The organism is Streptomyces sp. NPDC032472 (genome assembly GCF_040636955.1).
In the GTDB taxonomy this organism is placed as follows: Bacteria; Actinomycetota; Actinomycetes; order Streptomycetales; family Streptomycetaceae; genus Streptomyces.
Genome location: NZ_JBEZVK010000003.1, coordinates 129892 through 151394 on the forward strand (window position 1 = coordinate 129892; position 21503 = coordinate 151394).

24 protein-coding genes, 1 pseudogene and 1 riboswitch are annotated in these 21503 nt (G+C 74.2%); of the genes and pseudogenes, 18 read left to right on the forward strand and 7 right to left on the reverse strand.

Annotated elements, in window-relative coordinates:
• Nucleotides 1-128: 128 nt before the first annotated feature.
• The 7 genes and pseudogenes from AB0F11_RS02830 (at nt 129) to AB0F11_RS02860 (ending at nt 5284) form a co-directional block, all read left to right on the forward strand.
• On the forward strand, nt 129-1595 hold the full coding sequence (locus AB0F11_RS02830; protein WP_362167544.1) for a DEAD/DEAH box helicase: 1467 nt from the start codon (nt 129-131) through the stop codon (nt 1593-1595).
• Entirely contained in the window at nt 1592-1855 is a 264-nt protein-coding gene (locus AB0F11_RS02835) for a CBS domain-containing protein (RefSeq protein WP_362167546.1), read from the forward strand. Before AB0F11_RS02830 ends, AB0F11_RS02835 begins: the two co-directional genes overlap by 4 nt.
• Before the next feature lie 58 nt (nt 1856-1913).
• Nucleotides 1914-2213: an SCO5918 family protein gene (locus AB0F11_RS02840; protein WP_362167549.1), complete on the forward strand. Its 300-nt coding sequence runs from the start codon at nt 1914-1916 to the stop codon at nt 2211-2213.
• A 201-nt stretch (nt 2214-2414) separates the two neighbouring features.
• Complete coding sequence (locus AB0F11_RS02845) at nt 2415-2753, forward strand: MerR family transcriptional regulator (RefSeq protein ID WP_362167551.1); 339 nt, start codon at nt 2415-2417, stop codon at nt 2751-2753.
• A gap of 3 nt (nt 2754-2756) precedes the next feature.
• Nucleotides 2757-2852, forward strand: a pseudogene (locus AB0F11_RS02850) (pyridoxamine 5'-phosphate oxidase family protein); the annotation flags it as partial.
• Between the two features lie 134 nt (nt 2853-2986).
• Entirely contained in the window at nt 2987-3931 is a 945-nt protein-coding gene (gene sigJ, locus AB0F11_RS02855) for an RNA polymerase sigma factor SigJ (protein WP_362167554.1), read from the forward strand.
• A gap of 135 nt (nt 3932-4066) precedes the next feature.
• Nucleotides 4067-5284: an FAD-dependent oxidoreductase gene (locus AB0F11_RS02860; RefSeq protein ID WP_362167557.1), complete on the forward strand. Its 1218-nt coding sequence runs from the start codon at nt 4067-4069 to the stop codon at nt 5282-5284.
• A 13-nt stretch (nt 5285-5297) separates the two neighbouring features.
• On the opposite strand, the gene AB0F11_RS02865 is transcribed toward AB0F11_RS02860, so the two are convergent.
• Nucleotides 5298-6227 (reverse strand): alpha/beta fold hydrolase, encoded by a 930-nt coding sequence (locus tag AB0F11_RS02865; protein ID WP_362167560.1) that lies wholly within the window; start codon nt 6225-6227, stop codon nt 5298-5300.
• A gap of 112 nt (nt 6228-6339) precedes the next feature.
• Between AB0F11_RS02865 and AB0F11_RS02870 the strand changes: the two genes are divergently transcribed.
• Nucleotides 6340-7011, forward strand: a complete 672-nt coding sequence (locus AB0F11_RS02870; RefSeq protein ID WP_362167562.1) for a TetR/AcrR family transcriptional regulator — start codon at nt 6340-6342, stop codon at nt 7009-7011.
• On the opposite strand, the gene AB0F11_RS02875 is transcribed toward AB0F11_RS02870, so the two are convergent.
• A complete protein-coding gene (locus AB0F11_RS02875; RefSeq protein WP_362167564.1) occupies nt 6956-7525 on the reverse strand; it encodes an Lrp/AsnC family transcriptional regulator in 570 nt (189 codons plus the stop codon). The genes AB0F11_RS02870 and AB0F11_RS02875 overlap by 56 nt on opposite strands.
• A gap of 62 nt (nt 7526-7587) precedes the next feature.
• Here AB0F11_RS02875 and AB0F11_RS02880 point away from each other — a divergent pair, with 62 nt between their 5' ends.
• On the forward strand, nt 7588-8202 hold the full coding sequence (locus AB0F11_RS02880; RefSeq protein ID WP_362167567.1) for an alpha/beta fold hydrolase: 615 nt from the start codon (nt 7588-7590) through the stop codon (nt 8200-8202).
• Here the strand turns inward: AB0F11_RS02880 and AB0F11_RS02885 are convergent, their stop codons facing one another.
• On the reverse strand, nt 8203-9105 hold the full coding sequence (locus AB0F11_RS02885) for a sigma-70 family RNA polymerase sigma factor (protein ID WP_362167570.1): 903 nt from the start codon (nt 9103-9105) through the stop codon (nt 8203-8205).
• Nucleotides 9106-9301: 196 nt separating this feature from the next.
• Here AB0F11_RS02885 and AB0F11_RS02890 point away from each other — a divergent pair, with 196 nt between their 5' ends.
• The gene (locus tag AB0F11_RS02890; protein ID WP_362167573.1) at nt 9302-10093 is read left to right on the forward strand and encodes an ATP nucleotide 3'-pyrophosphokinase; all 792 of its coding nucleotides are present in this window, start codon (nt 9302-9304) and stop codon (nt 10091-10093) included.
• Between the two features lie 9 nt (nt 10094-10102).
• On the opposite strand, the gene AB0F11_RS02895 is transcribed toward AB0F11_RS02890, so the two are convergent.
• From AB0F11_RS02895 to AB0F11_RS02905, 3 genes are read right to left on the reverse strand one after another with little or no spacing between them, the layout of a single operon-like run.
• Entirely contained in the window at nt 10103-11389 is a 1287-nt protein-coding gene (locus tag AB0F11_RS02895; protein WP_362167575.1) for an FAD-dependent monooxygenase, read from the reverse strand.
• Nucleotides 11390-11424: 35 nt separating this feature from the next.
• Nucleotides 11425-14415, reverse strand: coding sequence for a BTAD domain-containing putative transcriptional regulator (locus tag AB0F11_RS02900; protein ID WP_362167577.1), 2991 nt, complete (start codon nt 14413-14415; stop codon nt 11425-11427).
• Between the two features lie 42 nt (nt 14416-14457).
• The gene (locus tag AB0F11_RS02905; RefSeq protein ID WP_362167580.1) at nt 14458-15243 is read right to left on the reverse strand and encodes an SDR family oxidoreductase; all 786 of its coding nucleotides are present in this window, start codon (nt 15241-15243) and stop codon (nt 14458-14460) included.
• A 228-nt stretch (nt 15244-15471) separates the two neighbouring features.
• Between AB0F11_RS02905 and AB0F11_RS02910 the strand changes: the two genes are divergently transcribed.
• Entirely contained in the window at nt 15472-16824 is a 1353-nt protein-coding gene (locus AB0F11_RS02910; RefSeq protein WP_362167789.1) for an aspartate aminotransferase family protein, read from the forward strand.
• A 236-nt stretch (nt 16825-17060) separates the two neighbouring features.
• Nucleotides 17061-17978, forward strand: a complete 918-nt coding sequence (pucL, locus tag AB0F11_RS02915; protein ID WP_362167583.1) for a factor-independent urate hydroxylase — start codon at nt 17061-17063, stop codon at nt 17976-17978.
• On the opposite strand, the gene AB0F11_RS02920 is transcribed toward pucL, so the two are convergent.
• The gene (locus tag AB0F11_RS02920) at nt 17975-18472 is read right to left on the reverse strand and encodes a histidine phosphatase family protein (protein WP_362167586.1); all 498 of its coding nucleotides are present in this window, start codon (nt 18470-18472) and stop codon (nt 17975-17977) included. The two genes, pucL and AB0F11_RS02920, sit on opposite strands and share 4 nt — an antisense overlap.
• 14 nt (nt 18473-18486) lie before the next feature.
• Nucleotides 18487-18621: riboswitch (cobalamin riboswitch) on the forward strand.
• 38 nt (nt 18622-18659) lie between these two features.
• Between AB0F11_RS02920 and AB0F11_RS02925 the strand changes: the two genes are divergently transcribed.
• The 6 genes from AB0F11_RS02925 to AB0F11_RS02950 all read left to right on the forward strand — a co-directional run bounded on the left by AB0F11_RS02925 (nt 18660) and on the right by AB0F11_RS02950 (nt 21497).
• On the forward strand, nt 18660-18872 hold the full coding sequence (locus AB0F11_RS02925) for a CbtB domain-containing protein (protein ID WP_361915548.1): 213 nt from the start codon (nt 18660-18662) through the stop codon (nt 18870-18872).
• A gap of 41 nt (nt 18873-18913) precedes the next feature.
• The gene (locus AB0F11_RS02930) at nt 18914-19666 is read left to right on the forward strand and encodes a CbtA family protein (protein WP_362167589.1); all 753 of its coding nucleotides are present in this window, start codon (nt 18914-18916) and stop codon (nt 19664-19666) included.
• A 21-nt stretch (nt 19667-19687) separates the two neighbouring features.
• Nucleotides 19688-19948, forward strand: a complete 261-nt coding sequence (locus tag AB0F11_RS02935; protein WP_361915543.1) for a hypothetical protein — start codon at nt 19688-19690, stop codon at nt 19946-19948.
• A gap of 151 nt (nt 19949-20099) precedes the next feature.
• Nucleotides 20100-20723: a hypothetical protein gene (locus tag AB0F11_RS02940; protein ID WP_362167592.1), complete on the forward strand. Its 624-nt coding sequence runs from the start codon at nt 20100-20102 to the stop codon at nt 20721-20723.
• A gap of 168 nt (nt 20724-20891) precedes the next feature.
• Nucleotides 20892-21263 (forward strand): hypothetical protein, encoded by a 372-nt coding sequence (locus AB0F11_RS02945; RefSeq protein WP_362167595.1) that lies wholly within the window; start codon nt 20892-20894, stop codon nt 21261-21263.
• A gap of 57 nt (nt 21264-21320) precedes the next feature.
• On the forward strand, nt 21321-21497 hold the full coding sequence (locus AB0F11_RS02950) for a hypothetical protein (RefSeq protein WP_362167598.1): 177 nt from the start codon (nt 21321-21323) through the stop codon (nt 21495-21497).
• Nucleotides 21498-21503 lie beyond the last annotated feature (6 nt).

The following is a 21503-nucleotide window of genomic DNA, read 5'->3' on the forward strand; positions in this document are numbered from 1 at the left end:
CGATCGTGCCTTTCCGGCCCCTTTCCGGCGGTTCAGCTTTCATGCTCCATTCGAAGCCGTCGGGAAAATCGTTCCGTTCCTTCGGCGCGGAAATTCCCTGATGTGCCTCGCGCCGAGGAAGGTCCCGCATGAACAGCACACACCCGATCGGCCGTCGTTCCGCCCCGGGCGACGGAGCCTCCGACGCCGGCCGACATGCAGGCGCCCTCCCCTCGCCGGCCACTCCCGCACTGCCGCCGGTCGGGGCGTTCGCCGACCTGGACCTTCCGGACCGGCTGCTCGCCGTGCTCGCCGCCGAAGGCGTCACCGTGCCGTTCCCCATCCAGGGCGCGACCCTGCCGAACGCCCTCGCGGGCCGGGACGTCCTGGGACGCGGCCGCACGGGCTCCGGCAAGACGCTGGCCTTCGGCCTCGCCCTGGTGGCCCGTACGGCCGGAACGCGGGCCGCGCCCAGGCGACCCCTCGCCCTCGTCCTCGTCCCCACCCGCGAGCTGGCGCAGCAGGTGACCGACGCGCTCACACCGTACGCCCGCGCCGTCGGGTCACGGCTGGCCACGGTCGTCGGCGGAACGCCCCTCAGCAGGCAGACCTACGCCCTCCGAAAGGGCGCCGAGATCGTCGTCGCCACCCCGGGCCGCCTCACGGACCTCGTCGTCCGGGGCGACTGCCTGCTGGACCGGGTCTTCGTCACCGTCCTGGACGAGGCGGACCGGATGACCGACATGGGCTTCGCGCCCCAGATCGCCGAACTCCTCGACCAGGTGCCCGCCGAGGGCCAGCGGCTGCTCTTCTCCGCCACCCTGGACCGCAGCGTCGACCGGCTCGTCGGCCGCTACCTGTCGGACCCCGTCGTGCACTCCGTCGACCCCGCCGCCGGGGCCGTGACCACGATGGAGCACCACGTCCTGCACGTCCACGCCGACGACAAACAGGCCGCGACCGCCGAGATCGCCGCCCGCACGGGACGCGTGATCATGTTCCTCGACACCAAGCACGCCGTCGACCGGCTGACCGGGGACCTGCTGGCCCGGGGGGTGCTCGCCGCCGCGCTGCACGGCGGCAAGTCCCAGCCACAGCGCACCCGCGCACTCGCGCGGTTCAGGAGCGGACTCGTGCCGGTGCTCGTCGCCACGAGCGTCGCCGCCCGCGGCATCCACGTCGACGGCCTCGACCTCGTCGTCAACGTCGATCCGCCCGCCGACCCCAAGGACTACCTGCACCGCAGCGGCCGCACCGCCAGGGCCGGGAACCCCGGGAGCGTCGTCACCCTGGTCACGCCGAACCAGCGCCGCGCCACCGCCCGCCTCATGTCCGGAGCGGGCGTCCAGCCCCGGATCACCCGGGTCCGCCCCGGCGAGGCGGAACTGCACCGCATCACGGGTGCGAGGGCCCCCTCGGGCGTCCCCGTCCCCGTCCCCGGGACGGAGCCGTCAGGCCTCCGTCCCCCGCCCGGCGCCGCCGCTCCGGCCCGACACGACCGCCGGGCGGATCCGGGCTCCGCCCCGCGGCGGACGCCACCCGCCCGGGTGTCCCAGGACCTCGCACCAGAGCCGACACCCATGCCTTCCCCATCCCCCACAAGGAGCCGCTTGTGACACCGGCGCAGACACAACCCGCCCAGCCGTCCACCCCGGCCACGGCCGAACCGCACGGCTGGGCGGACATGACCGTCGAGGTCGCCCTGGCGGTCATGAACGGAGCCCGTACCGCACGCCTGATCATCCTTGACGCCGACGGCCGGCGCACCGGCCTCGTCACCCAGGACCAGCTCGCCGGCTTCCGCGCCGGTCCCGCGTACACCGACCGGGTGCGCCTGAGCGAACTCGACCCCCCCGAGACCGCGCCCCGCCCATGACCACCCGCGCCGTGGACGACCACCGGCCGCTCCCCTTCCCTTCCCCCTGTGAGGTCCCATGCGCTGCGTGATCGCTCGTTTCCCGTTCGAGCTGACGAAGAACGGTGTCCAGGAGGCGATGAAGGGCGTCAGGCCCGAACCCGTGGCCGGCGCGTTCGTGACCATCGGACGCCGTGACTACCCCGCCAAGCAGGTCGGCGCGGTCGTCACGCGGCAGGACCGCCGCGACTTCGGCGTCGGCGAGGTCCTGCGGGCCATGACCCGGCTCGGCTTCACGTGCGGCACCGTCTCCCCCTCGGCCACCGCCGCCCCGGTCCAGAGCGCGTCCATCCTCCTGGGCACGCCCCCCGCGGCCTGACGGTCGAAGGCCGGCGGCGGGGCCGGAGCCCCGCCCGCCCGTCCACCTGTCCGTCCGTCCTCCGCCCGGGGGACGATTTCCCCTCGTCCATCTCTCCAGCCGTCGAGAGCGCCGGTACCGGCGTCGCGGACGGCGGCGTTACCCTCGGTGAACGTGCCGGACCGCCGGCCCGCGCACCGGAGGGTTCGACGGAGAGGTGAGATGACAGCAGACGATCCGCTCGGCCGTCTCGACGACGACGACTACCCCGCCTACACGATGGGCCGGGCCACCGAGATGATCGGTACGGCGCCCGGCTTCCTCCGCGCCCTGGGGGAAGCCCGACTGATCACCCCGCTGCGCTCCGAGGGCGGCCACCGCCGCTACTCCCGCTACCAGCTGCGCATCGCCGCCCGCGCCCGGGAACTCGTCGACCAGGGCACCCCCATCGAGGCCGCCTGCCGCATCATCGCCCTTGAGGACCAGCTCGAGGAAGCCCAGCGCATCAACGCCGAGTACCGCCGCGCAGCGGGCGAACCCCATCCTCCGGCAACCGACTGAACCACGCCCCGTCGCGCCACCGGCCGCAACCTCCTGGCCGACGGCCGGGTGCGGTTGAGCCTCGGACCGACCCGCGACGTCGTCATGGTCGACCGGGGCCCTGTGCAACCTCTCCCGCATCCACGTGGAGCTGGGCAACCTTGGAGCCCCGGAAACCGGTTCCGTGCGCGATCTCCTTGAGGCGGAGGCTCCGTTCGCTGGCGATTCAGCACACGCGATCTAGGATCGCGGGCATGGGCCTGATCGTGAGTGACGTGGACCGGTTCGAGGCCGCCAGGCCCCGGCTGGAGGCCATCGGCTACCGGCTGCTCGGCTCGGCGAGCGAGGCGGAGGACGCCGTGCAGGAGACGTTCCTGCGCTGGCAGGCGGCTGACGTGGCACGGATCGAGGTGCCCGAGGCCTGGCTGACGAAGGTCCTCACCAACTACTGCCTCAACCAGCTGACTTCGGCGCGCGCCCGGCGCGAGACGTACGTGGGCAGGTGGCTCCCCGAGCCGCTGCTCGCCGGGGACCCGATGCTCGGCCCGGCCGACACCGCCGAGCAGCGCGAGTCGGTGTCGTACGCCGTCCTCGTCCTGCTGGAGCGCCTGTCGCCCAACGAGCGGGCGGTGTACGTGCTGCGGGAGGCATTCGACTACCCGCACCGCGAGATCGCCGAGATCCTGGACATCACCGAGGCGTCCAGTCAGCAGATCCTGCACCGGGCCAAGAAACACGTCGCGGCCGGAAAGACGCGCACCGAGATCGACGAGGCCACCGCCCGCAGGATCGTCGAGGAGTTCCTGGCCGCGGCGACCAGCGGCCGTACCGAGCCCCTCGTCCGCCTGCTCACCCAGGACGCCGTCTCGGTCGGCGACGGCGGCGGCAAGGTCCCGGCGCGCGCGAAGGCGTTCGAGGGTGCGCTCGCGGTCGCCACCTTCCTGCGCGGCCTGTTCAAGCCCAGCGAGGCCAAGCGGGCGTACGTCGGCGGCGCGCCCGACATCTACGCGACGACCGCCAACGGCGGGCCCGCCGTCGTGGCGGTCGTGGACGGCCGGGTCGTCGGGATCACGTGCCTGGAGGTCACCGCGGAGGGCATCACGGCGGTCCGCAGCCAGGTCAACCCCGACAAGCTCGTCCGCGCGACCGAGCGGTGGGCCGCCGAGGGCCGGGGCGGGTCCCCGCTCTACACCCTCTGACCCGACGAGGGCCGAAGGGAGAGTGTGGCGCAGGTCACATTCCGATCCTGTCAGGGAACGGCGGGCCGTCCGGTTCAAGGGTCGACACCGCGCAAGACAAGGGCGGAACCGACCCGCGCAGACTGGAGCAGGCCCATGCAGCACCGCATCGTCGTCCTCGGAGCCGGCTACACCGGAGCCGTCGCCGCCGGCCGCCTCGCCAAGCGGCTGCACCGCGAGGACGTGGCCATCACCCTCGTCAACCCCGAGCCCGACTTCGTCGAGCGCGTCCGGCTGCACCAGCTCGCGGCCGGCCAGGACCTCAGGCCCCGCCCGTTCGACGAGATGTTCGCGGGCACGGGCGTGGAGCTGGAGCTCGCGAAGGTCACCTCCGTGGACGTGGACCGCAAGACGGTGACGGTCGGCTCCGCCGTCGGCGCCGAGCCGGAGGAGCTGGCGTACGACACCCTGGTCCACGCCCTCGGCAGCGGCTGGGACGACGGGGGCGTCCCCGGTGTCGCCGAGCACGCCCACGAGGTGTCCGGCCGCCCCGGCGCCCTGCGCCTGCGCGACCGCCTGGCCGCCCTGGACGCCGGCCGGCCCGTGGTCGTGGTCGGCGGCGGCCTGACCGGCCTGGAGGCCGCGACCGAGATCGCCGAGGCCCGCCCGGACCTCGACGTCGCCCTCGCCGTGCGCGGCGCCCTCGGCGACTGGCTCTCGCAGAAGGGCCGCGCCCACCTGCGCAAGGTGGTGGACGGGCTCGGCGTCACGGTCCACGAGCACACCGAGGTCGCCGCGGTGGCGGCGGACTCCGTGCGGACCGCCGACGGCAGCTCGATCCCCGCCGCGGTCACCGTCTGGACCACCGGCTTCGCGGTCCACCCGATCGCCCGGGGCACCACCTTGGAGGTCACCGACCGGGGCCGGATCGTGGTCGACGCCACGATGCGCTCGGTCTCGCACCCCGACGTCTACGCGGTGGGCGACGCGGCCCTGGCCATGGGCCCGGGCGACAAGCCGCTCCGCATGTCCTGCGCCTCGGGCGTCCCCATGGCCTGGCAGGCCGCCGACGCCATCGCCGCCCGCCTCACCGGCACCAAGGTCCCCCGCGTCACCATCCGCTACTTCCAGCAGTGCATCTCCCTCGGCCGCAAGGAGGGCCTGATCCAGTTCGTCACCGCGGACGACCGGGCTCTCGACAGGGCCCTGACGGGCCGCGTTGCCGCCCTCTACAAGGAGCTGATCTGCAAGGGCGCGGCCTGGGGCGTCGCCAACCCGACCGCGGGCATGCCGTCCCGCCGTCGGCACGTGGTCCCCGGAGGCGGGACACCCGCCCTGCCGACCGCGTACGCGCACCGCCTGGACCGGGTCTGACACCCACGGGGCGTCAGGCGGCGTCGGCCTCCTGCATGAAGGTCAGGATGCGGGTGTTGACCAGGGTGGCGTGGTCGATCTGGGGGCCGTGGCCCGTGCCGGTCAGGATTTCGGCTCGGGCCCCCGGGATCAGGCGGGGGACGCGCTCCAGTTGGCGCTGCGGGTGGACGAGGAGGCTGCGCTTGCCCATGACCAGGTAGAGCGGGGTGGTGATCGAGCGCAGCGCCTCCTCGGAGAGGGGGAGCGGGGCCGGGCGGCGGATGCGGAAGGCGCGGGCGCCCGCGTGGACCATGGCGCGCAGTTCGGGGACGACGAGGACCGGCTGCTCCAGCCACTTGGCCAGGCGCGGGCGCAGGGCCTTGGGGGCGAAGCTAGCGAAGAGGCTGACGAAGACCCAGGCGAAGAAGCGCAGGCCGACCTTCTCCAGGCCGCCCGGGTCGAGCAGGGTGACCGAGGCGAGGCGGTCGGGGCGGCGGTGGGCCTGGTTGAGCACCAGCCAGCCGCCGTAGGAGGCGCCGACGAGGTGGACGCGGTCGAGGCCGAGGGCGTCGAGGGCCTCGTCGAGCCACTGGGCGGCGCGCTCGGGCTGCCACATGGGCTCGCGCTGGACGCTGCGGCCGGCGTCGCCGGGGGTGTCGAGGGCGTAGACGGGGCGTTCGGCGCTGAGCGCGGGGGTGTTGGGGTACCACATCGCGGAGCAGTAGCCGGCGCCGTGGATGAGGACCACCGGCGTACGGGACTCGGCCGCCGGGTCGGCCGGGCCGTAGCGGTAGACGTGGGTGGTGCCGAAGCTCGTCTCCACGTCCGTCTCGGAGCGAACGGGCGCGCCCAGGGCGTAGAGCGCGTCGCAGGCGGCGAAGTACCGGTCGCGCAAGGTGTCGTTGACGTAGCGGCCGACATCGCGGCGCGGGCGGGAGCCGGGGCGGGTGGTGGTGTCGGGCACGGTGGCGCCTCCGAGAGATCGTTTCCGTTCGTGGTACGACCGTATCATGTTGGTGGTACGGGCGTATCATCAACCTGTTTCCGTTGTGTGGGGCTGAAAGGTGGGTGCGGGCGTGCCGAAGCGCGTGGACCACGAGGAGCGGCGTGCCGAGATCGCCGACGCGCTCGTACGGGTCGCCGGGCGGCGCGGGCTGCATGCCGTCGGCATGCGCGACGTGGCGGCCGAGGCCGGGGTGTCGCTGCGGCTGGTGCAGTACTACTTCGAGACCAAGGAGAAGCTGCTCCTGTACGGGCTCCAGCACCTCACGGACCGGTTCACCTCCCGCGTGGGCGCCCGCCTCGCCGCCGCCGGGCCGGAGCCGGGGTCGGCGCCGGGGTCGCGGCCGGGTCCGCGGGCGATGGCGGAGGCGCTGCTGCTCGCGTCGCTGCCGACCGACGAGGAGAGCCGCACCTTCCACCTCCTCTACACCTCGTACGCGATCCTGTCCGTCACCGACGAGGCGCTGGCCGCCCAGCCGTTCATCGACAACCCCGACGCCGCCGAGGACGCCCTCGCCGGCCTGATCGGCCAGGCGCAGGACGCCGGCCTGGCCGACCCCGGCGCCGACGCGCGCACGGAGGCGATCGGCCTGCTGGCCATGGCGGCGGCGATGGGCACGAGCATCCTCGTGGGCCAGCGGGGCCCCGAGTCGGCCACCGCCGTACTGCGGCACCACCTGGACCGGATCTTCACGCCTCCTGCAGCGGCTTCGGAGGGTAGGAGCGCAGCACCAGGGAGGTCGTGACGGGGCCGTAGCGGGCGAGGGCGTCGACGACCTCCTCAAGGCGTCCGGCCTGCGGGCAGTGGACGTCGAAGACCAGGCAGTCCTCACCCGTGACCCGCAGGGTGGAGGCGATCTCCGGGGTCCGGGAGGCGAAGTCCAGGGCGCGGGAGAGCCGGTCGTGCGTGGTGCGCAGCCGGATGAGGGCGTGGATGTTGAGGCCGAGTGCGATCGGGTCGACCACGGCCCGGTAGCCGGTGATGACGCCGCTCTTCTCCAGGCGCTGGATGCGGGCGGCGGCCGCGGGCTGGGAGAGGCCCACGCGGCGGCCCACTTCGGCGCCGGTCAGCCTGCCCTCCTGCTGGAGGAGGGTGAGGATCCTCCTGTCGATCCCGTCCAGTCCCCCGTTGCTCCTGTCGTGGGGTCTGTCGCCGGCTCTGCCGGGGTGCTCTCGCGGGTTCTGTCCGGTGATTCCATCGTCGTCGGCGCCAATCTCTTCGGGATCACTTGCCGGGCGGGTGCCGTCCCGCTGCTTCACGCAGACTCGCCCGCAAGCGGCCCCGTGATCGCGCGGGGCGACGAGCGAAACGGTGGCAGGCAGTGGTCGCGTACGTCATCGTCCCCGGCATCGACGGCTCCGACGGGCAGCACTGGCAGAGCCTGTGGGAGCGGGAGTGGGGCGCCTCGGCGGTGCGGATCTCCCCCGGTTCCTGGTCCGCGCCCGAGCTGGACGACTGGGTCGAGGCCGTGCAGGAGGCCTACGAGCATGCCGCCCGGCGGGACGGCGACGTCGTGCTGGTGGGCCACAGCCTCGGGTGCTGGGCGGCGGCCGTCTGGTTGGGGGACCGCCCCGCGAGCGCGGTGGCCGGCGCGTTCCTGGTCGCGCCGCCCGACCCGCAGGGGCCGGCCTTCCCTCGGCAGGCGGCCGCGACGTTCACCGGGGTGTCGCCGCAACCGCTGCCGTGCCCGGCCCTGGTGGTGGGCAGCACCGACGACCCGTACGGCTCGCCCGCGGCGGCCGCCGGTTTCGCGGCGCGGTGGGGGGCGCGCTGGCATCCGGCGGGGGCGTACGGGCACCTCAACTCCGCCTCCGGCCTGGGCGCCTGGCCGGAGGGGCGTGAGCTGCTGGAATCCCTCACCCGGCCCCGGCCCTGGTCCGGGGCCGGTGCCGGGTCCGGGTCCGGGTCCGGGGCCGGGGCCGGGGCCGGGGCCTGATCAACCCGCCTCCGGACCCGTCCCGAGGCCGAGGCGGGCCAGGCGGTCGGGGTCGGTGAGGATGTCGAGGGCGACGATCCTGCCGTCCCGGACGGTGAACGCCATGACCGACAGCGGCGCGCCGTCGGCGCTGCGGGAGACGACGCCGGGGATGCCGTTGACCAGCGCCGGGTACGCGGCCTCGGCGAACCGGGCGAACATGATCGCCTGCGAGGCCACGTCCTGCGCGCCCCGGCGGACCGGGCTCGGCCGCAGTGCACCGCCGTCGGAGCGGGCCACGACCTCCGGGTCGAGCAGGTCCAGGAGCGCGCCGAGGTCGCCGCCGCGCGCGGCGGCCAGGAAGGCGTCGACGATCTCCCGGGTGCGCACCAGGTCCGGGTCGGGCGCCGGTGCGGCCCCCTGGACGCGGCGGCGCGCCCGGCTGGCCAGCTGCCGCGTCGTCGCCGCGGTGCGGCCGAGGACCGGGGCGATCTCGTCGAACGGGACCGCGAACAGGTCGTGCAGGACGAAGGCCACCCGCTCCGCCGGGGCGAGCGTATCCAGGACCACCAGCAGGGCGATGCCGACCGAGTCGGCCATGAGGATCTCGTGCTCGGGGTTCATGCCGGCCGGCCCCGTGACCACCGGGTCGGGGAGGCGGACCAGCCCGTCCCGGTCGTGCAGCGACTCCTCGGCGCGCGTGGCGCGGGAGCGCAGCATGTCCAGGCAGACCCGGCCGATGACCGTGGTCAGCCAACCGCCCAGGTTCTCCACGCCGGTGACGTCGGAGCGGTTCAACCGGATCCAGGTCTCCTGGACGGCGTCCTCGCTCTCGCTGAGCGAGCCCAGCATCCGGTAGGCCACCGCCCGCAGATGGGTCCGGTGCTCCTCGAACCGCCGGGCCAGGGCTTCCTTCTCGCTCACCTGTCACGTCCTCGGGTCGTGCTGCTCCGCACCGGACTGCTCGCTGCCGTACCTCCAACGCACCGGTCAACACGGGGGGTTCCCGGTCACCCGTCCTGCCGCTCGGCAGTCACCCCGGCGCCGGCCGGCGCGTTGGGCCGTCCGCCAAGTCCCGTACGCACGCCCGTACGCCCCCACCTGAAGGCAGGACAGACCCATGCGGACGCCCACCGTCGCTCGCACCACCGTCACTCGAACCGCCGTCGCGGCCGCCCTGACAGCCGCGCTCGCCCTGGGCGGCGCCGCCACCGCGACCGCCGTCTCCGCGACCGCCGCCCCCGCCCCGGACGACGGCTGGACCGGCGAGGGCGGGCTCTCCCTCAGCCGGGAGGACAACCAGCACGTCGACGCGTACCTCGACCGGGCGCAGGAGGCGGAGAAGTCCATCAGCCCCCAGGTCAGGGCGGCCGCCTGGATCACCGGCGCGGAGCTGACCGGCTTCGACCACCGGCTCAAGTCCCCCGACTCCCTCAAGCGCAAGGTGGCCACCTCGCTCAAGGAGCACCCGGAGCAGAACGTCGACACCGTTCTCGCCGGCATCAGCGACGCCGTCCGCTACACGCTCCAGTGGCCGGACGAGCAGTACACCGAAGGGGTCGCCACCGCCACCCGGCTGCTCTCCGACTGGGGCAACGACAGCACCAAGTGGTCCAACACCTGGGGCCGCTCCGAGGGGTACAAGGGGCTGAACACCGGCTGGCGGGCGCCGCGCTCGGGGCAGCTCTTCGAGGTCCAGTTCCACACCCCGGCGAGCAAGTGGGCGCAGGAGGCCACTCACAAGCTGTACGAGGAGCAGCGCCTGCCCGGCACGAGCCCCGAGCGGAAGAAGGAGCTCCAGGCGCAGCAGAACGCGATCTTCGCGTCGGTGCCCGTCCCGCCGGGCGCGGACCGGCTGACGGCGCCCGGGCCCGTGCGCCTGCCGGCGCCCGCGCCGTTGGGCCGGGGGTGAGGCCGGCCGTCAGCGGCCCGCACGGACGGCGGGGACCCCGCGGACCTCGGCCGCCGTGTAGTCGCACAGGGTGATGTTCTCCGCGGTCCTGCGGGCGATCTTCGCGGCCATGTCCTTGCCCGGCAGGTACGGCATGAGCTTGTAGTAGCGGTTGAGGAGGCCGGCCGTGAAGCGGCTGCCGGGGACCATCAGCCTGGCGACGCCGTCGCCCATCTTCCGGCAGCCGTCCGCGTACGCGCGCATCTCCTGCTCGTAGCGGGCGAACGCGACGCGGTGGTCGCCGCCCGCCGCGGCCAGTTCGCCCGCGAGGACGTACGCGCCGACCAGGGCGAGGCCCGTGCCCATGCCCGAGAGCGACGAGGGGCAGTGGGCGGCGTCGCCGACCAGCGCGACGCGGCCGCGCGTCCAGCCGTCCATGGCGACCTGGGCGACGGAGTCGAAGTAGAAGTCCGGCGCGTACCGCATGTCGTGCAGCAGCCGGTCGCTCTGCCAGCCGTTGCCCGTGAACTGCTCGGTGAGGACGTCCTGCTGGCGCACCGCGTCGCGCCGGTCGAGGCCGAGGTCCGTGGAGCCGAAGTAGAAGACGGCCTTGGCCTCGGTGTTGTGGCGGGCGCTGTACATCGCCACCAGCCGGTTCGCGGTGCGGTAGGCGTGGCCGGTGTGGTCCAGGCCGAGGTGGTTGCCGGTGGTGAAGATGGCGCAGTAGACGCCCAGGTGCCGGACGAAGTGCTCCTCGGGGCCGAAGGCCAGGCGGCGGGTGGTGGAGTGCAGGCCGTCGGCGCCGATCACCAGGTCGAAGCGGCGGGGTGCGCCGCGCTCGAAGGTGACGTGCACGCCGTCCGCGTCCTCCCGGAGCGAGGTGATCGAGTCGCCGAAGACGTACTCGGTGTGCTCCGCGGTCGCGTCGTGGAGGATGCGGGCCAGGTCGCCGCGGAGGATCTCCACGTCCCCGGCGAAGAGGTCGGCGGGCAGCTTCGCCACCGGCTTGCCGGTCTCGTTGACGTACGCCATGGAGCCGGTGCCCGTGCGGGCGGCCTCGACGGCCTCCAGGAGGCCCATGCGACGCAGGACCGACAGGTGCGCCTGGCCGCGGAAGTCGACGGCGTAGCCGCCGTCGCGCAGGGCGGGGGCGCGCTCCACGATCGTGGTGGTGAAGCCGTACCGGTGGAGCCAGTGGGCGAGCGCGGGTCCGGCGACGGAGGCGCCGGAGATCAGGACGTGGAAGCTCTTCTGCCTGGTCCCGGCGGTGGCGGTGGCGTTCGCGTTCGCGGTCGTGTTCGCGGTCGTGTTCGTCATGCCGGTGAGAGTGCCGGGGTGGGCTTACGGGGCGCTCACCGCGCGCTCACCGCTGTGACGAGCTCCTCCGGCAGGCCCATCATGCGCAGGGTGTCCGGCACGGACGGGCCCAGTGCGGCCACGGACTCGGCGACCCGGCCGAAGTACGACCGGGCCGCGGCCCGGTCGCCGCGGGCCCCGGCGATCCGGCCGAGGCCGACGAGGCAGCGCACCCGGTTGCCGAGGCTCTTGACCCAGTGGGGGTCGATCCGCTCCAGCGCGTCGGTGTAGAGCCGCTCGGCCTCCTGCGGCAGCCCCTCCAGCAGGGCGATGTCGCCGAGGCCGCGCAGCGCCGCGGCGAGGGCGGCGGGGCTGCCGCCGGCGCGGGCGAGGCCGGCCGCAGCGGTGTAGTCCTCACGGGCCGCGGCCCGGTCGTGGGGCAGGCGGTGGTCGCCCCGGTTGACCAGCAGGTCCGCGGAGTCCTCCACGGCGCCGAGCTCCTCGGTGAGGGCGAGGGCCCGGTCGGTCAGCGCGATCGCCCGCGCGCCGTCGCCGCGGGCGCCCGCGAGGCCGGCGAGGGCGTCCAGGGCCAGCGCGGTGCCCCACCGGTCGCCGAGCGTACGGAACTGCTCGGCCGCCGCGTCGAAGGCCTGCTCGGCACCCTCGGCGTCGCCCGCGCCGAGGGTCGCGTACCCGGACACGTACCGGGCTGCCGCACCCGCCCACGGGTCGGGGCAGTCGCGCTGGGCGGAGACGAGCTCGAACGCGGCCACCGCGTCCCGGGGGTCGTGGGCACCCGTTTCGCCCGCGTGGCGCATCATCCAGAGCAGCAGGACCACCGGGTACCGGCCCGCGCGCTCGCCCGGCCACGCGGCGGCCAACGCCTCCTGCGCCGCTGCGCGGTGCCGCTCCCAGACGGGACGGCCGGCCGCGGTGGACGCCGCGAGCAGCACGCAGGCGGCGTACTCCTCGCCGAGACCGTCCACGGCGGCGGCGTCGGCCGCCTCCAGCAGGGCGGCCGCATGCGGGGCCGCCGCGGCGGTCGCGCCGCGGATCCACAAGGCCGTCGAGGCCGCGGCGAGCAGCTCCAGGGCGGTGCGCGCCTCGCCCGCGCCGACCGACCGGCGCAGTGCGGCCAGGAGGTTGTCGTGCTCGGCGGCGACGCGCGGCAGCCACTGCAGCTGCTCGGCGCGCAGCAGGTGCGGGGCGGCCGAGCGGTGCAGGTCCAGCAGGTGGCGGGCGTGGGCCCGCCGGGTGGCCTCCGCCTCGGCCCCGCCGGCCGCCTCCAGCCGTTCGGTGCCGTACGCGCGGACCGTCTCCAGCATCCGGTAGCGCCCGGCGCCCACGGCCTCCACCAGGGACTTGTCGACCAGCGACTCCAGAATGTCGGTGTCCGTGCCGCACACCGCCCGCACGGAGGCCGCCGTCGCGCCGCCCGCGAAGACCGTGAACCGCCGGGCGGCGCGCTGCTCGTCCTCCGTGAGCAGGTCCCAGCTCCAGGCGACGACCGAGCGCATGGTGCGGTGCCGTTCGGCGGAGGTGCGGCTGCCGCGGGCGGTGATCCCGAGGAGGTCGTCGAGCCGGCCGGCGAGGTCCTCGGGGTCCAGGGTGCGCAGGCGCGCCGCCGCGAGTTCGATCGCGAGGGGCAGGCCGTCGAGGGCGGCGCAGATCCGCCGTACGACCTCGGGGTCGCCGGTCGGGCCGCGGCGCACGGCCCGGGCCCGGTCGGCGAAGAGCCGTACGGCGGCCGCCGCGTCCAGCGGCCGGACCTGCCGGACGTGCTCGCCGATGACGCCGAGCGGTTCGCGGCTGGTGGCCAGCACGCGCAGCCGGGGGCAGGCCGCCAGCAGGCGGGCCGCGAGGGCGGCGGCCTCGTCGACGAGGTGCTCGCAGTTGTCCAGGACGAGCAGGAGCGGCCGGTCGGCCAGGGCCGCGATCAGGCGGTCGAGCGCGGTCCGCGCAGGGCCGTCCCCCATCTGGAGGCCGTTCTCGCGCAGCCCGAGCGCACCCAGTACGGCCTGCGCAGTCTGGACCGGCTGCCCTGCGAGCCCTGGCTGCGCGGCCCGCGCCCCGCCGGCCGCCGCCCTGCCGGCCGCCGGGCCGCCGGCGCCCAGCGCCGCCAGCTCCACGAAGCAGACGTCGTCCCCGGCGACGGCAGTCCCCGCGACCTCGACGGCCAACCGGGTCTTGCCGACCCCGCCGGGGCCGATCAGCGTGACCAGCCGGGCCGTGCGCAACAGCCCGGCGGCCTCGGCCAGTTCCTCCTCACGACCCACGAAGGAGGTCAGCTGGGCGGGCGGCGCGGCCGGCGAGGGCGCCGGGGCGGTGTCCAGCAACTCACGGTGGAGCGCGAGCAGTTCGGCCGAAGGATCGGCGCCCAGCTCCTCGGCCAGGTGCCGCCGGGTCTCCTCGAACACCACCAGCGCCTCGGCCTGCCCGCCCTGGGCGAACAGGGCCCGCATCAGCAGCCCGGCCAGCCGCTCCCGCAGCGGGTGCCGCCCGACCAGCTCGCGCAGCTCCGGTACGGCCGCGCGGTGTTCGCCGAGCCGGAGCTCGGCCTCGATCCGGTCCTCCAGGGCCGCGAGCCGGGCCTCCTCCAGCCGCCCCGCCGCGGCGCGGGCGGTCTCGCTCCCGTCGAGCCCGTCCAGCGCGGGGCCGCGCCACAGCTGCAGCGCCCGGCGCAGTACGGCGGCCGCCCGGGCGGGGTCGCCCTCGGCCAGTGCGGTGCGCCCTTCGGCGGCCAGCTCTTCGAAGCGTGCGGCGTCCACCGCCCCGTCCGGGACCACGATCCGGTAGCCGGCGCCGACGCGTTCGATGGCGGCCGACTGCCCCAGGACCGTACGCAGCCTGGACACCTGCGACTGGAGCGCGTGCGCGGAAACGTTCCCGCCCGGCTCGATCTCCTCGGCCAGCCGCTCCGCCGACACCACCGCGCCGGGGCGGATCAGCAGCAGCGCCAGCAGGGCGCGCCGCGCGGGTCCGCCGAGCGGTACCTCGGTTCCGTCGTCGTGCCGCGCCCGGGTCTCACCGAGGATGCCGAACCTCATGCCGTCGATTATCCACCAAGGAAATCACGGCAGTTCGGGAACTCAGGCGGCGGCGATCGGCCCGAGCCAGGTCCCGCCCGACACGTCGACGGTCTGGCCGGTCACCCAACGCCCCTGCGGGCCGGCCAGGAACCCCACCACGTCCGCGACGTCCTCCGGCTCGCCGATCCGCCCGAGCGCGCTGATCGCCTCCAGGCCGGCGACGACCTCCGGGATCGCGGTGTAGCCGGCGGTCAGGTCGGTGCGGACGGCGCCGGGCGCGACCGTGTTCACGGTGATCCCGCGGCGGCCCAGCTCGTTGGCGAGCGAGGGGGCCATGGCCTCCAGGGCCGCCTTGCTGACCGTGTAGCCGATCTGGGTGGAGACGGCGAAACGGCTGGCCGTCGAGCCCATGTTGATGATGCGGCCGCCGTCGTTCAGCAGCGGCAGCGCCCGCTGGATCACGAAGAACGGCGTGCTCACGTTGACGGCCATGAGCAGGGCGAACTCCTCCTCCGTGACCTGGCCGATCGACCGGCCGGAGATGATGCCGGCGTTGTTGACCAGGATGTCCAGACCCTCGGCGCCGTGCTCCTCCAGCCCGCGGACCAGCCCCTCGAACAGCCGGTCCACCGCGCCGGCCTCCCCGAAGCGGGCCCCGACGGCGAAGGCGCGCCCGCCGGCCGCGGTGATCCGGGCCACGGTCTCCTCGGCGGCGGCCCCGTTGGTGCCGTAGTGCACCGCGACCAGCGCACCCTCGGCGGCCAGCCGCAGTGCCACGGCCCGCCCGATGCCGCGCGACCCGCCGGTCACCAGTGCGGTCCTGCCGGTCAGCTGCTGCTCGCCCATGTCCGTACCCCTCGGTTGCCTGTGCGTTCGGTGCCCCCGGCGGACCCGGCGACGAGCTCACCTTCCGCCGGGGCGCTCACTGCGGCCTCACCTCCGGCTCACCACCGCTCACAACCGGCAGAATTTCACAACGCGGAAAAATGATTCCGATATGCGGTAGACTGACCACCCTCCCAGGTGCCCTCGACCCTCCCAGGAGTCCGCATCATGGACATCTACGCTCAGGTCATGAACGCAAGTGCCGCCGACGCCCTCGCCGCCGTCAAAGACGCCGACCGCAAGCACGTCTTCCACTCCTGGTCGGCACAGGAGCTCATCGACCCGCTCGCCGTCGCCGGGGCCGAGGGCTCGTACTTCTGGGACTACGAGGGCAAGCGCTACCTCGACTTCTCCAGCGCCCTCGTCTACACCAACATCGGCTACCAGCACCCCAAGGTGACCGCCGCGATCCAGGAGCAGGCCGCCAGGCTGTGCACGGTCGCGCCCGGCTTCGCCGTCGACGTCCGCTCCGAGGCGGCCCGGCTCATCGCCCGGCGCACGCCCGGCGACCTGGACAGGATCTTCTTCACCAACGGCGGCGCCGAGGCAGTCGAGAACGCCGTCCGGATGGCCCGCCTGCACACCGGCCGGCCCAAGGTGCTGTCCGCCTACCGCTCGTACCACGGCGCCACCTCCACCGCGATCAACCTGACCGGCGACGCCCGCCGCTTCGGCAACGACAGCGCGACCGCGGGCGTGGTGCACTTCTGGGGGCCGTTCGCCTACCGCTCGCCCTTCTACTCCGCCTCCGAGGCCGAGGAGTGCGAGCGCGCCCTCGCGCACCTGGAGGACACCATCGTCTTCGAGGGCCCGCAGTCCGTCGCCGCGGTCATCCTGGAGACCGTCGGCGGCGCCCCGGGGGTGCTCGTGCACCCGGCGGGCTACCTGGCGGGCGTGCGCGAGCTCTGCGACCGGTACGGGATCGTCTTCGTCCTCGACGAGGTCATGGTCGGCTTCGGCCGGACCGGGAAGTGGTTCGCCGCCGAGCACTGGGACGTCACCCCCGACCTGCTCTGCTTCGCCAAGGGCGTCAACAGCGGGTACGTGCCGCTCGGCGGCGTCGCCATCTCCGGCGCCATCGCCGAGACCTTCGCCACCCGCCCCTACCCCGGCGGCCTGACCTACTCCGGGCACGTGCTGGCCTGCGCCGCCGCCGTCGCCACGATCACCGTGATGGAGGAGGAGGGGATCGTCGAGCAGTCCGCCCGCACCGGCGCCGAGCTGCTGGGTCCGGGGCTGCGCGCCCTCGCCGAGCGGCACCCCTCGGTCGGCGAGGTCCGGGGCCTGGGCACCTTCTGGGCGCTGGAGCTCGTACGGGACCGGGCCACGCGGGAGCCGCTCGTGCCGTACAACGCCGCGGGCGCCGACAACGCCCCGATGGCCGCGTTCGCCGCCGCCTGCAAGAAGGGCGGCCTGTGGCCGCTGACCGCCGGGAACCGCATCCACGTCGCCCCGCCGTGCAACATCGCGGCCGACGACGTGGCCAAGGGGCTGGCCGTCCTCGGCGAGGCCCTCTCGGTGGCCGACGCGCACACCGTCTGACCTGCAGCGTCAGCGGGACGCCCAAGCCGTGGGTGCCCGTTCTCGGAGGATCCGCGCCATTACGAACAGCACGTGAACATGCTGAAATCCGACAGAGCACCTACGGACCGGGATGCACGTCAGTCCCGGGGCGGTCCCACGGGGACTGAACGGCGGGGGGCGGGCCGCGGCCCGCCGGACGCCGGGCGTACGGGATCCAGCCAGCCGGACCCCGCGTACCCGAAGGAAGACAGCGCATGAGCAAGCACGTCCTGGCCCAGAACCAGTACGGCAAGGCCGAGAACCGCATCGTCAAGGTCACCCGCAAGGGCAGCGACGGCTCCTGGCACGAGATCCGCGACCTCAACGTCTCGGTCGCGCTGCGCGGCGAGTTCCGCGACGTCCACCTCACCGGCGACAACACCAACTGCCTGCCGACCGACACCACCAAGAACACGGTGTACGCCTTCGGCAAGGAGCACGGCATCGAGTCGCCCGAGGCCTTCGGCATCCTGCTGGCCAAGCACTTCGTCTCCTCGCAGGCGCCGATCCGCGAGGCGCAGATCCGCATCGAGGAGTTCGCCTGGGAGCGGATCCCGGTGCCCACGCGCAAGGAGCAGCACTCCTTCGTCCGCAAGGGCCAGGAGGTGCGCACCGCGCAGATCACCTACAGCGAGACCACCGGCCTGCAGGTCATCTCCGGCCTGAAGGACCTGACCGTGATGAACTCGACGAACTCCGAGTTCCACGGCTACATCAAGGACAAGTACACGACGCTCAAGGAGGCGTACGACCGCATCCTGGCGACCAAGGTCACCGCGCGCTGGGCGCACTCGGCGCTGGCCGGCGACGACGCCGCCTTCGACTGGGACCGGTCGTACAAGAAGGTCCGCAAGCACATGCTGGAGGCCTTCGCCGAGACGTACTCGTACTCGCTCCAGCAGACGCTGAACCAGATGGCCGAGCGGGTGCTCGACAACTGCCCGCGGGTCAACGAGGTGCGCCTGAACCTCCCCAACAAGCACCACTTCCTGGTGGACCTGGAACCGTTCGGCCTCAAGAACGACAACGAGGTCTACTTCGCGGCGGACCGCATGTACGGCCTCATCGAGGGCACCGTCCACCGCGACGGCGTACAGCCGGTCATCGCGACGAGCGACTGGATCGTGGCCTAGGAGTCCGTGGACGGCGGCCCGGCGGCCCCGGACGGCAGCCCGGCGTCCGCCTCCGGTTCGCCGAGCCGGAGGTTCCAGCGCCCGGCGCGCCCGGTGAGCGTGGTGACGTGGCCGGGCCGGACGTCGAGCCGCCAGAACGCCGCGGCCGGCAGGTCCAGGGCGTGCACCACGGCGGCCCGTACGACGGCCTGTTCGACGACCGCGCGGTGCGTGCCGGGGGCCAGGCCGGCCAGTTCGGCGCCGACGCGGGCGGTCAGTGCGGCGAGGGACTCCCCGCCGGGCGGCGCGTACGCGGGATCGGTCAGCCAGCGCCGGACGCCGTCGGGGTCCTCGGCGGCGACCTCGTCCAGGGGCCGGCCCGCCCAGCGGCCGGTGTCCTGGCCGCGCAGGCCCTCGTATCCGGGGCAGGGGGCACCGTGACCGAATCTCGCCCGTCGAACGGAGTCGTCGAACGGCGCTGTGACGAACCGAACTCGTACGACGCCGCTCTTCATAAAGGGAGCATAAGCGGGGTACCGTCTCGGACGACAACCAAACAAGACGACGGTACGACGGAAGCCGGTGGAAATCCGGCACGGTCGCGCCACTGTGAACCCGCCCGCGAGGGAGGGAAGTCAGACCCGTCACCGTCGTTGCGAGCACCACTGACCGGGACGCGTGTTCCCTCTGGAGGTACCTGCCATGGCCAACCCCGCCGTGCCCGCTTCGGCCCCTGCCGTTGCCCCGATCTCGCTCTCCGCGCTCGCCCCGTGGGCGGTCTTCGCCGGCATCCTGATGCTCGTGCTGCTCTACCTCGTCGGTGCCGAACAGGGCGCCACCGCCCTCTTCGAGGGCGACACCGTCCACGAGTGGATGCACGACGGCCGCCACCTGCTCGGTTTCCCCTGCCACTGATCCGCTGATCCGCTGATCCCCGCGATCTGCAAGGGAAGCCCATGAACCCCATTTCCCCCCGCGTCCTGCTGGTGCGGGGCATGCTCGCCGGCCTGTTCGCCGGTGCCGCCGCGTTCCTCGTCGCGTACGTCCTCGGCGAGTCCAAGGTCGACGCGGCCATCGCCCTCGAGGAGGCCGCCTCCGCCGGGCACGACCACGCCGAGGAGGGCCCGGTCAGCCGGGCCCTGCAGGCCACGGCCGGCCTCGGCACCGGCACGCTGCTGTACGGCGTCGCGTTCGGCGGCATCGCCGCCCTCGTCTTCTGCTACGCCCTCGGCCGCATCGGCCGCTTCGGCCCGCGGGCCACGGCGGCCCTCGTCGCCGGCGGCCTGTTCGTCACCCTGAACCTGGTGCCGTTCCTCAAGTACCCCTCCAACCCGCCGGCCGTCGGCGACCCCGACACCGTCGTCACCAGGACCACGCTCTTCGTGCTGATGATCGCGCTGAGCGTGCTGCTGGGCGTGGGTGCGCTGATCCTGGGCCGCCGCCTGGCGCCCGGGATGGGCAACTGGAACGCCTCGGTCGTCGCCTCGCTGGCCTTCGTCGCGGCGGTCGGGATCGCGTACGCGTTCCTGCCGGCCGTCAACGAGGTCCCCGAGGACTTCCCGGCCACCCTCATCTGGCAGTTCCGCCTCGCGACCCTGGGCATCCAGACCGCGATGTGGACGACTTTCGGCCTGGCCTTCGGTTTTCTTGCCGAACGGGCCCTTGTCCCCGCCGCCGCCCCCAAGGAGGCTGTTCAGCTGACGAGTTGACCAGTGAGGGGCCGGTGATACATGCAGACGGCGATCTGCCGGACGGCGTTCTGCCGATGGCGCGGATGGACCGGTGCGGTCCCGTTCTGGCTCAACTCCGTCGTCCTGGTCCTGGCCCCTTTCACCGCCGTCACGCTGCTGGCCCAGATCGGCATCATCGCGGCCCTGGCCGCGGTCGGCGGCCTGGTCCGCCATCTCTGGTACGGCGACTACGGCCACCCGGCCATCCACCTCGCCGCCGCCCTCATGGGGGCGGCGGCGGTGGCGTTCGTGGTGGTCTGAACGGCCGGGTCCACGGCCCCGTCCACCGTCGGGCGTGTGACGCAACGTCAGTCCCCGGCGTTGTCAAGGGTGCCGAGGGGCCGGGACGGAGTCCACTGCTCTGAGGAGGACCGGCCGCCGGAGCCGGTGCATCGGACCGGGAGGACATTCCATGCTCCGCGCCAAGTGGGTGGTCGGCGTGCTGACGGCGGTTCTGCTGGGCACCGGGATAGGGCTGCTGCGGGGAACCGAGGGCGCTCTGGTCGCGCCTGCCGGCGCCGCCGACGCCCTGCCGTCCCGGGCCCTGGGGCTGTCCGGGCACCGGCGGCTCGTCGAGCAGCTGGAGCAGGCGGGGCGGCACACGTCGGGGAAGGGGTCGCGTCCCTCCCGAGCCGCGGCCATCACCCCGCTGCGGGCCGCACGGCCGCTGCGGCTGCACATCCCCAGCCTGGGCGAGGACCTGCCGTTCGGCGAGCCCGGCGACCCGGGCGGCGCGGCGGCCGGTGAGGGCGAGGAGGCCGCCTGGGAGGCCGGCAGCCCGGCTCCGGGCGCGGCGGGCACGGCCGTGGTCGGCGCGGAGGACCTGCGGCTCGCCGAGCTGCGGCGGGGACTGACCGTCGAGATCGCGCGGGCCGACGGCCGTACCGCGGTCTTCACCGTGGACGCGGTCTCGCCGGCCGGGGTCACCGGTCGCGGGCAGCGGCCCGGGCGGGCCCGCCTCAGGCTGGTCAGCGGTGAGACCACGGTCCTGGCCCGGCTGACCGGCCAGCGCCGCACCGGGCACAGCGCCGACTGAGCACGGCGGGCCGGGCCGGGCGGCGCACCGTACGGGCCCGTGTCGGCCGGGCCCGTGTCGGCCGGGCTGCGGTCCCGTGTCATCCGTGGGGGGTGTCTTCCTCCCCCGGTCGGGGGCTTCTGCAGCCGGGGCGGAGAGTCCGCCGTTCTGTCGGGGCAGACCCCCCGCATGAGCGGGACACGGCATGCGCGGACGGCGGTGACCAGGGCCCTCGCGGCCGCCTGTGTCGCGCTGCTGTGCCTGTTCGCGGCCGGTCCCGCCGCCGCGTCCGCGGCCTGCGAGGCGGATGCGGTCCGGCATTCCGCCTCCGGGTCGCCGGGCGAGCCCGGGGCACCCGCCGAGCGGGAGTCCGATCCGGCCGCGGAGCCCGAGGCACGGGCCGCGGTACGGCCGGTGGTCCGGGGGCTGCCCGGTATCCGGCAGCTGCTGCGGGTGTTCCACGTGAAACACCGCGGCCCCGCGGCGGCTGCCGTCGTGGGTGCGGCGGAAGGGCCGGCGCCGGCCGGGGAGACGGTGCGGAGCGTGGTGCTGCGCTGCTGAGCGGGCCGAGCAGCAGCGCATCCCCCGTACTCCCCCGAACCACCGTGAGGTTCCGGCATGCCCATCGACCCGTTCGCCGCGCTGAACGCCATGCTCCGCGCCGAGGCCGTCCGCTCCACCCCGCCGCCGAGGCGGGAGCCGTCCACGCGGGAGATGCCCGCGCACGAGACCCCGGGCGCGCGGCCGACCGAGCCCGAGGAGGCCGCGGTCCGCGGTACCGCGTCCGAGGACTGACGTACA

What these genes read in the sequence shown, in the direction of transcription:
- AB0F11_RS02830 (WP_362167544.1), top strand. Translation starts at nt 129, where the DNA reads ATGAACAGCACACACCCGATCGGCCGTCGTTCCGCCCCGGGCGACGGA.
- AB0F11_RS02840 (WP_362167549.1), top strand. Translation starts at nt 1,914, where the DNA reads ATGCGCTGCGTGATCGCTCGTTTCCCGTTCGAGCTGACGAAGAACGGT.
- AB0F11_RS02845 (WP_362167551.1), top strand. Translation starts at nt 2,415, where the DNA reads ATGACAGCAGACGATCCGCTCGGCCGTCTCGACGACGACGACTACCCC.
- sigJ (WP_362167554.1), top strand. Translation starts at nt 2,987, where the DNA reads ATGGGCCTGATCGTGAGTGACGTGGACCGGTTCGAGGCCGCCAGGCCC.
- AB0F11_RS02860 (WP_362167557.1), top strand. Translation starts at nt 4,067, where the DNA reads ATGCAGCACCGCATCGTCGTCCTCGGAGCCGGCTACACCGGAGCCGTC.
- AB0F11_RS02890 (WP_362167573.1), top strand. Translation starts at nt 9,302, where the DNA reads ATGCGGACGCCCACCGTCGCTCGCACCACCGTCACTCGAACCGCCGTC.
- AB0F11_RS02895 (WP_362167575.1), bottom strand. Translation starts at nt 11,389, where the DNA reads ATGACGAACACGACCGCGAACACGACCGCGAACGCGAACGCCACCGCC.
- AB0F11_RS02900 (WP_362167577.1), bottom strand. Translation starts at nt 14,415, where the DNA reads ATGAGGTTCGGCATCCTCGGTGAGACCCGGGCGCGGCACGACGACGGA.
- AB0F11_RS02905 (WP_362167580.1), bottom strand. Translation starts at nt 15,243, where the DNA reads ATGGGCGAGCAGCAGCTGACCGGCAGGACCGCACTGGTGACCGGCGGG.
- AB0F11_RS02910 (WP_362167789.1), top strand. Translation starts at nt 15,472, where the DNA reads ATGAACGCAAGTGCCGCCGACGCCCTCGCCGCCGTCAAAGACGCCGAC.
- pucL (WP_362167583.1), top strand. Translation starts at nt 17,061, where the DNA reads ATGAGCAAGCACGTCCTGGCCCAGAACCAGTACGGCAAGGCCGAGAAC.
- AB0F11_RS02920 (WP_362167586.1), bottom strand. Translation starts at nt 18,472, where the DNA reads ATGAAGAGCGGCGTCGTACGAGTTCGGTTCGTCACAGCGCCGTTCGAC.
- AB0F11_RS02925 (WP_361915548.1), top strand. Translation starts at nt 18,660, where the DNA reads ATGGCCAACCCCGCCGTGCCCGCTTCGGCCCCTGCCGTTGCCCCGATC.
- AB0F11_RS02930 (WP_362167589.1), top strand. Translation starts at nt 18,914, where the DNA reads ATGAACCCCATTTCCCCCCGCGTCCTGCTGGTGCGGGGCATGCTCGCC.
- AB0F11_RS02935 (WP_361915543.1), top strand. Translation starts at nt 19,688, where the DNA reads ATGCAGACGGCGATCTGCCGGACGGCGTTCTGCCGATGGCGCGGATGG.
- AB0F11_RS02940 (WP_362167592.1), top strand. Translation starts at nt 20,100, where the DNA reads ATGCTCCGCGCCAAGTGGGTGGTCGGCGTGCTGACGGCGGTTCTGCTG.
- AB0F11_RS02945 (WP_362167595.1), top strand. Translation starts at nt 20,892, where the DNA reads ATGAGCGGGACACGGCATGCGCGGACGGCGGTGACCAGGGCCCTCGCG.
- AB0F11_RS02950 (WP_362167598.1), top strand. Translation starts at nt 21,321, where the DNA reads ATGCCCATCGACCCGTTCGCCGCGCTGAACGCCATGCTCCGCGCCGAG.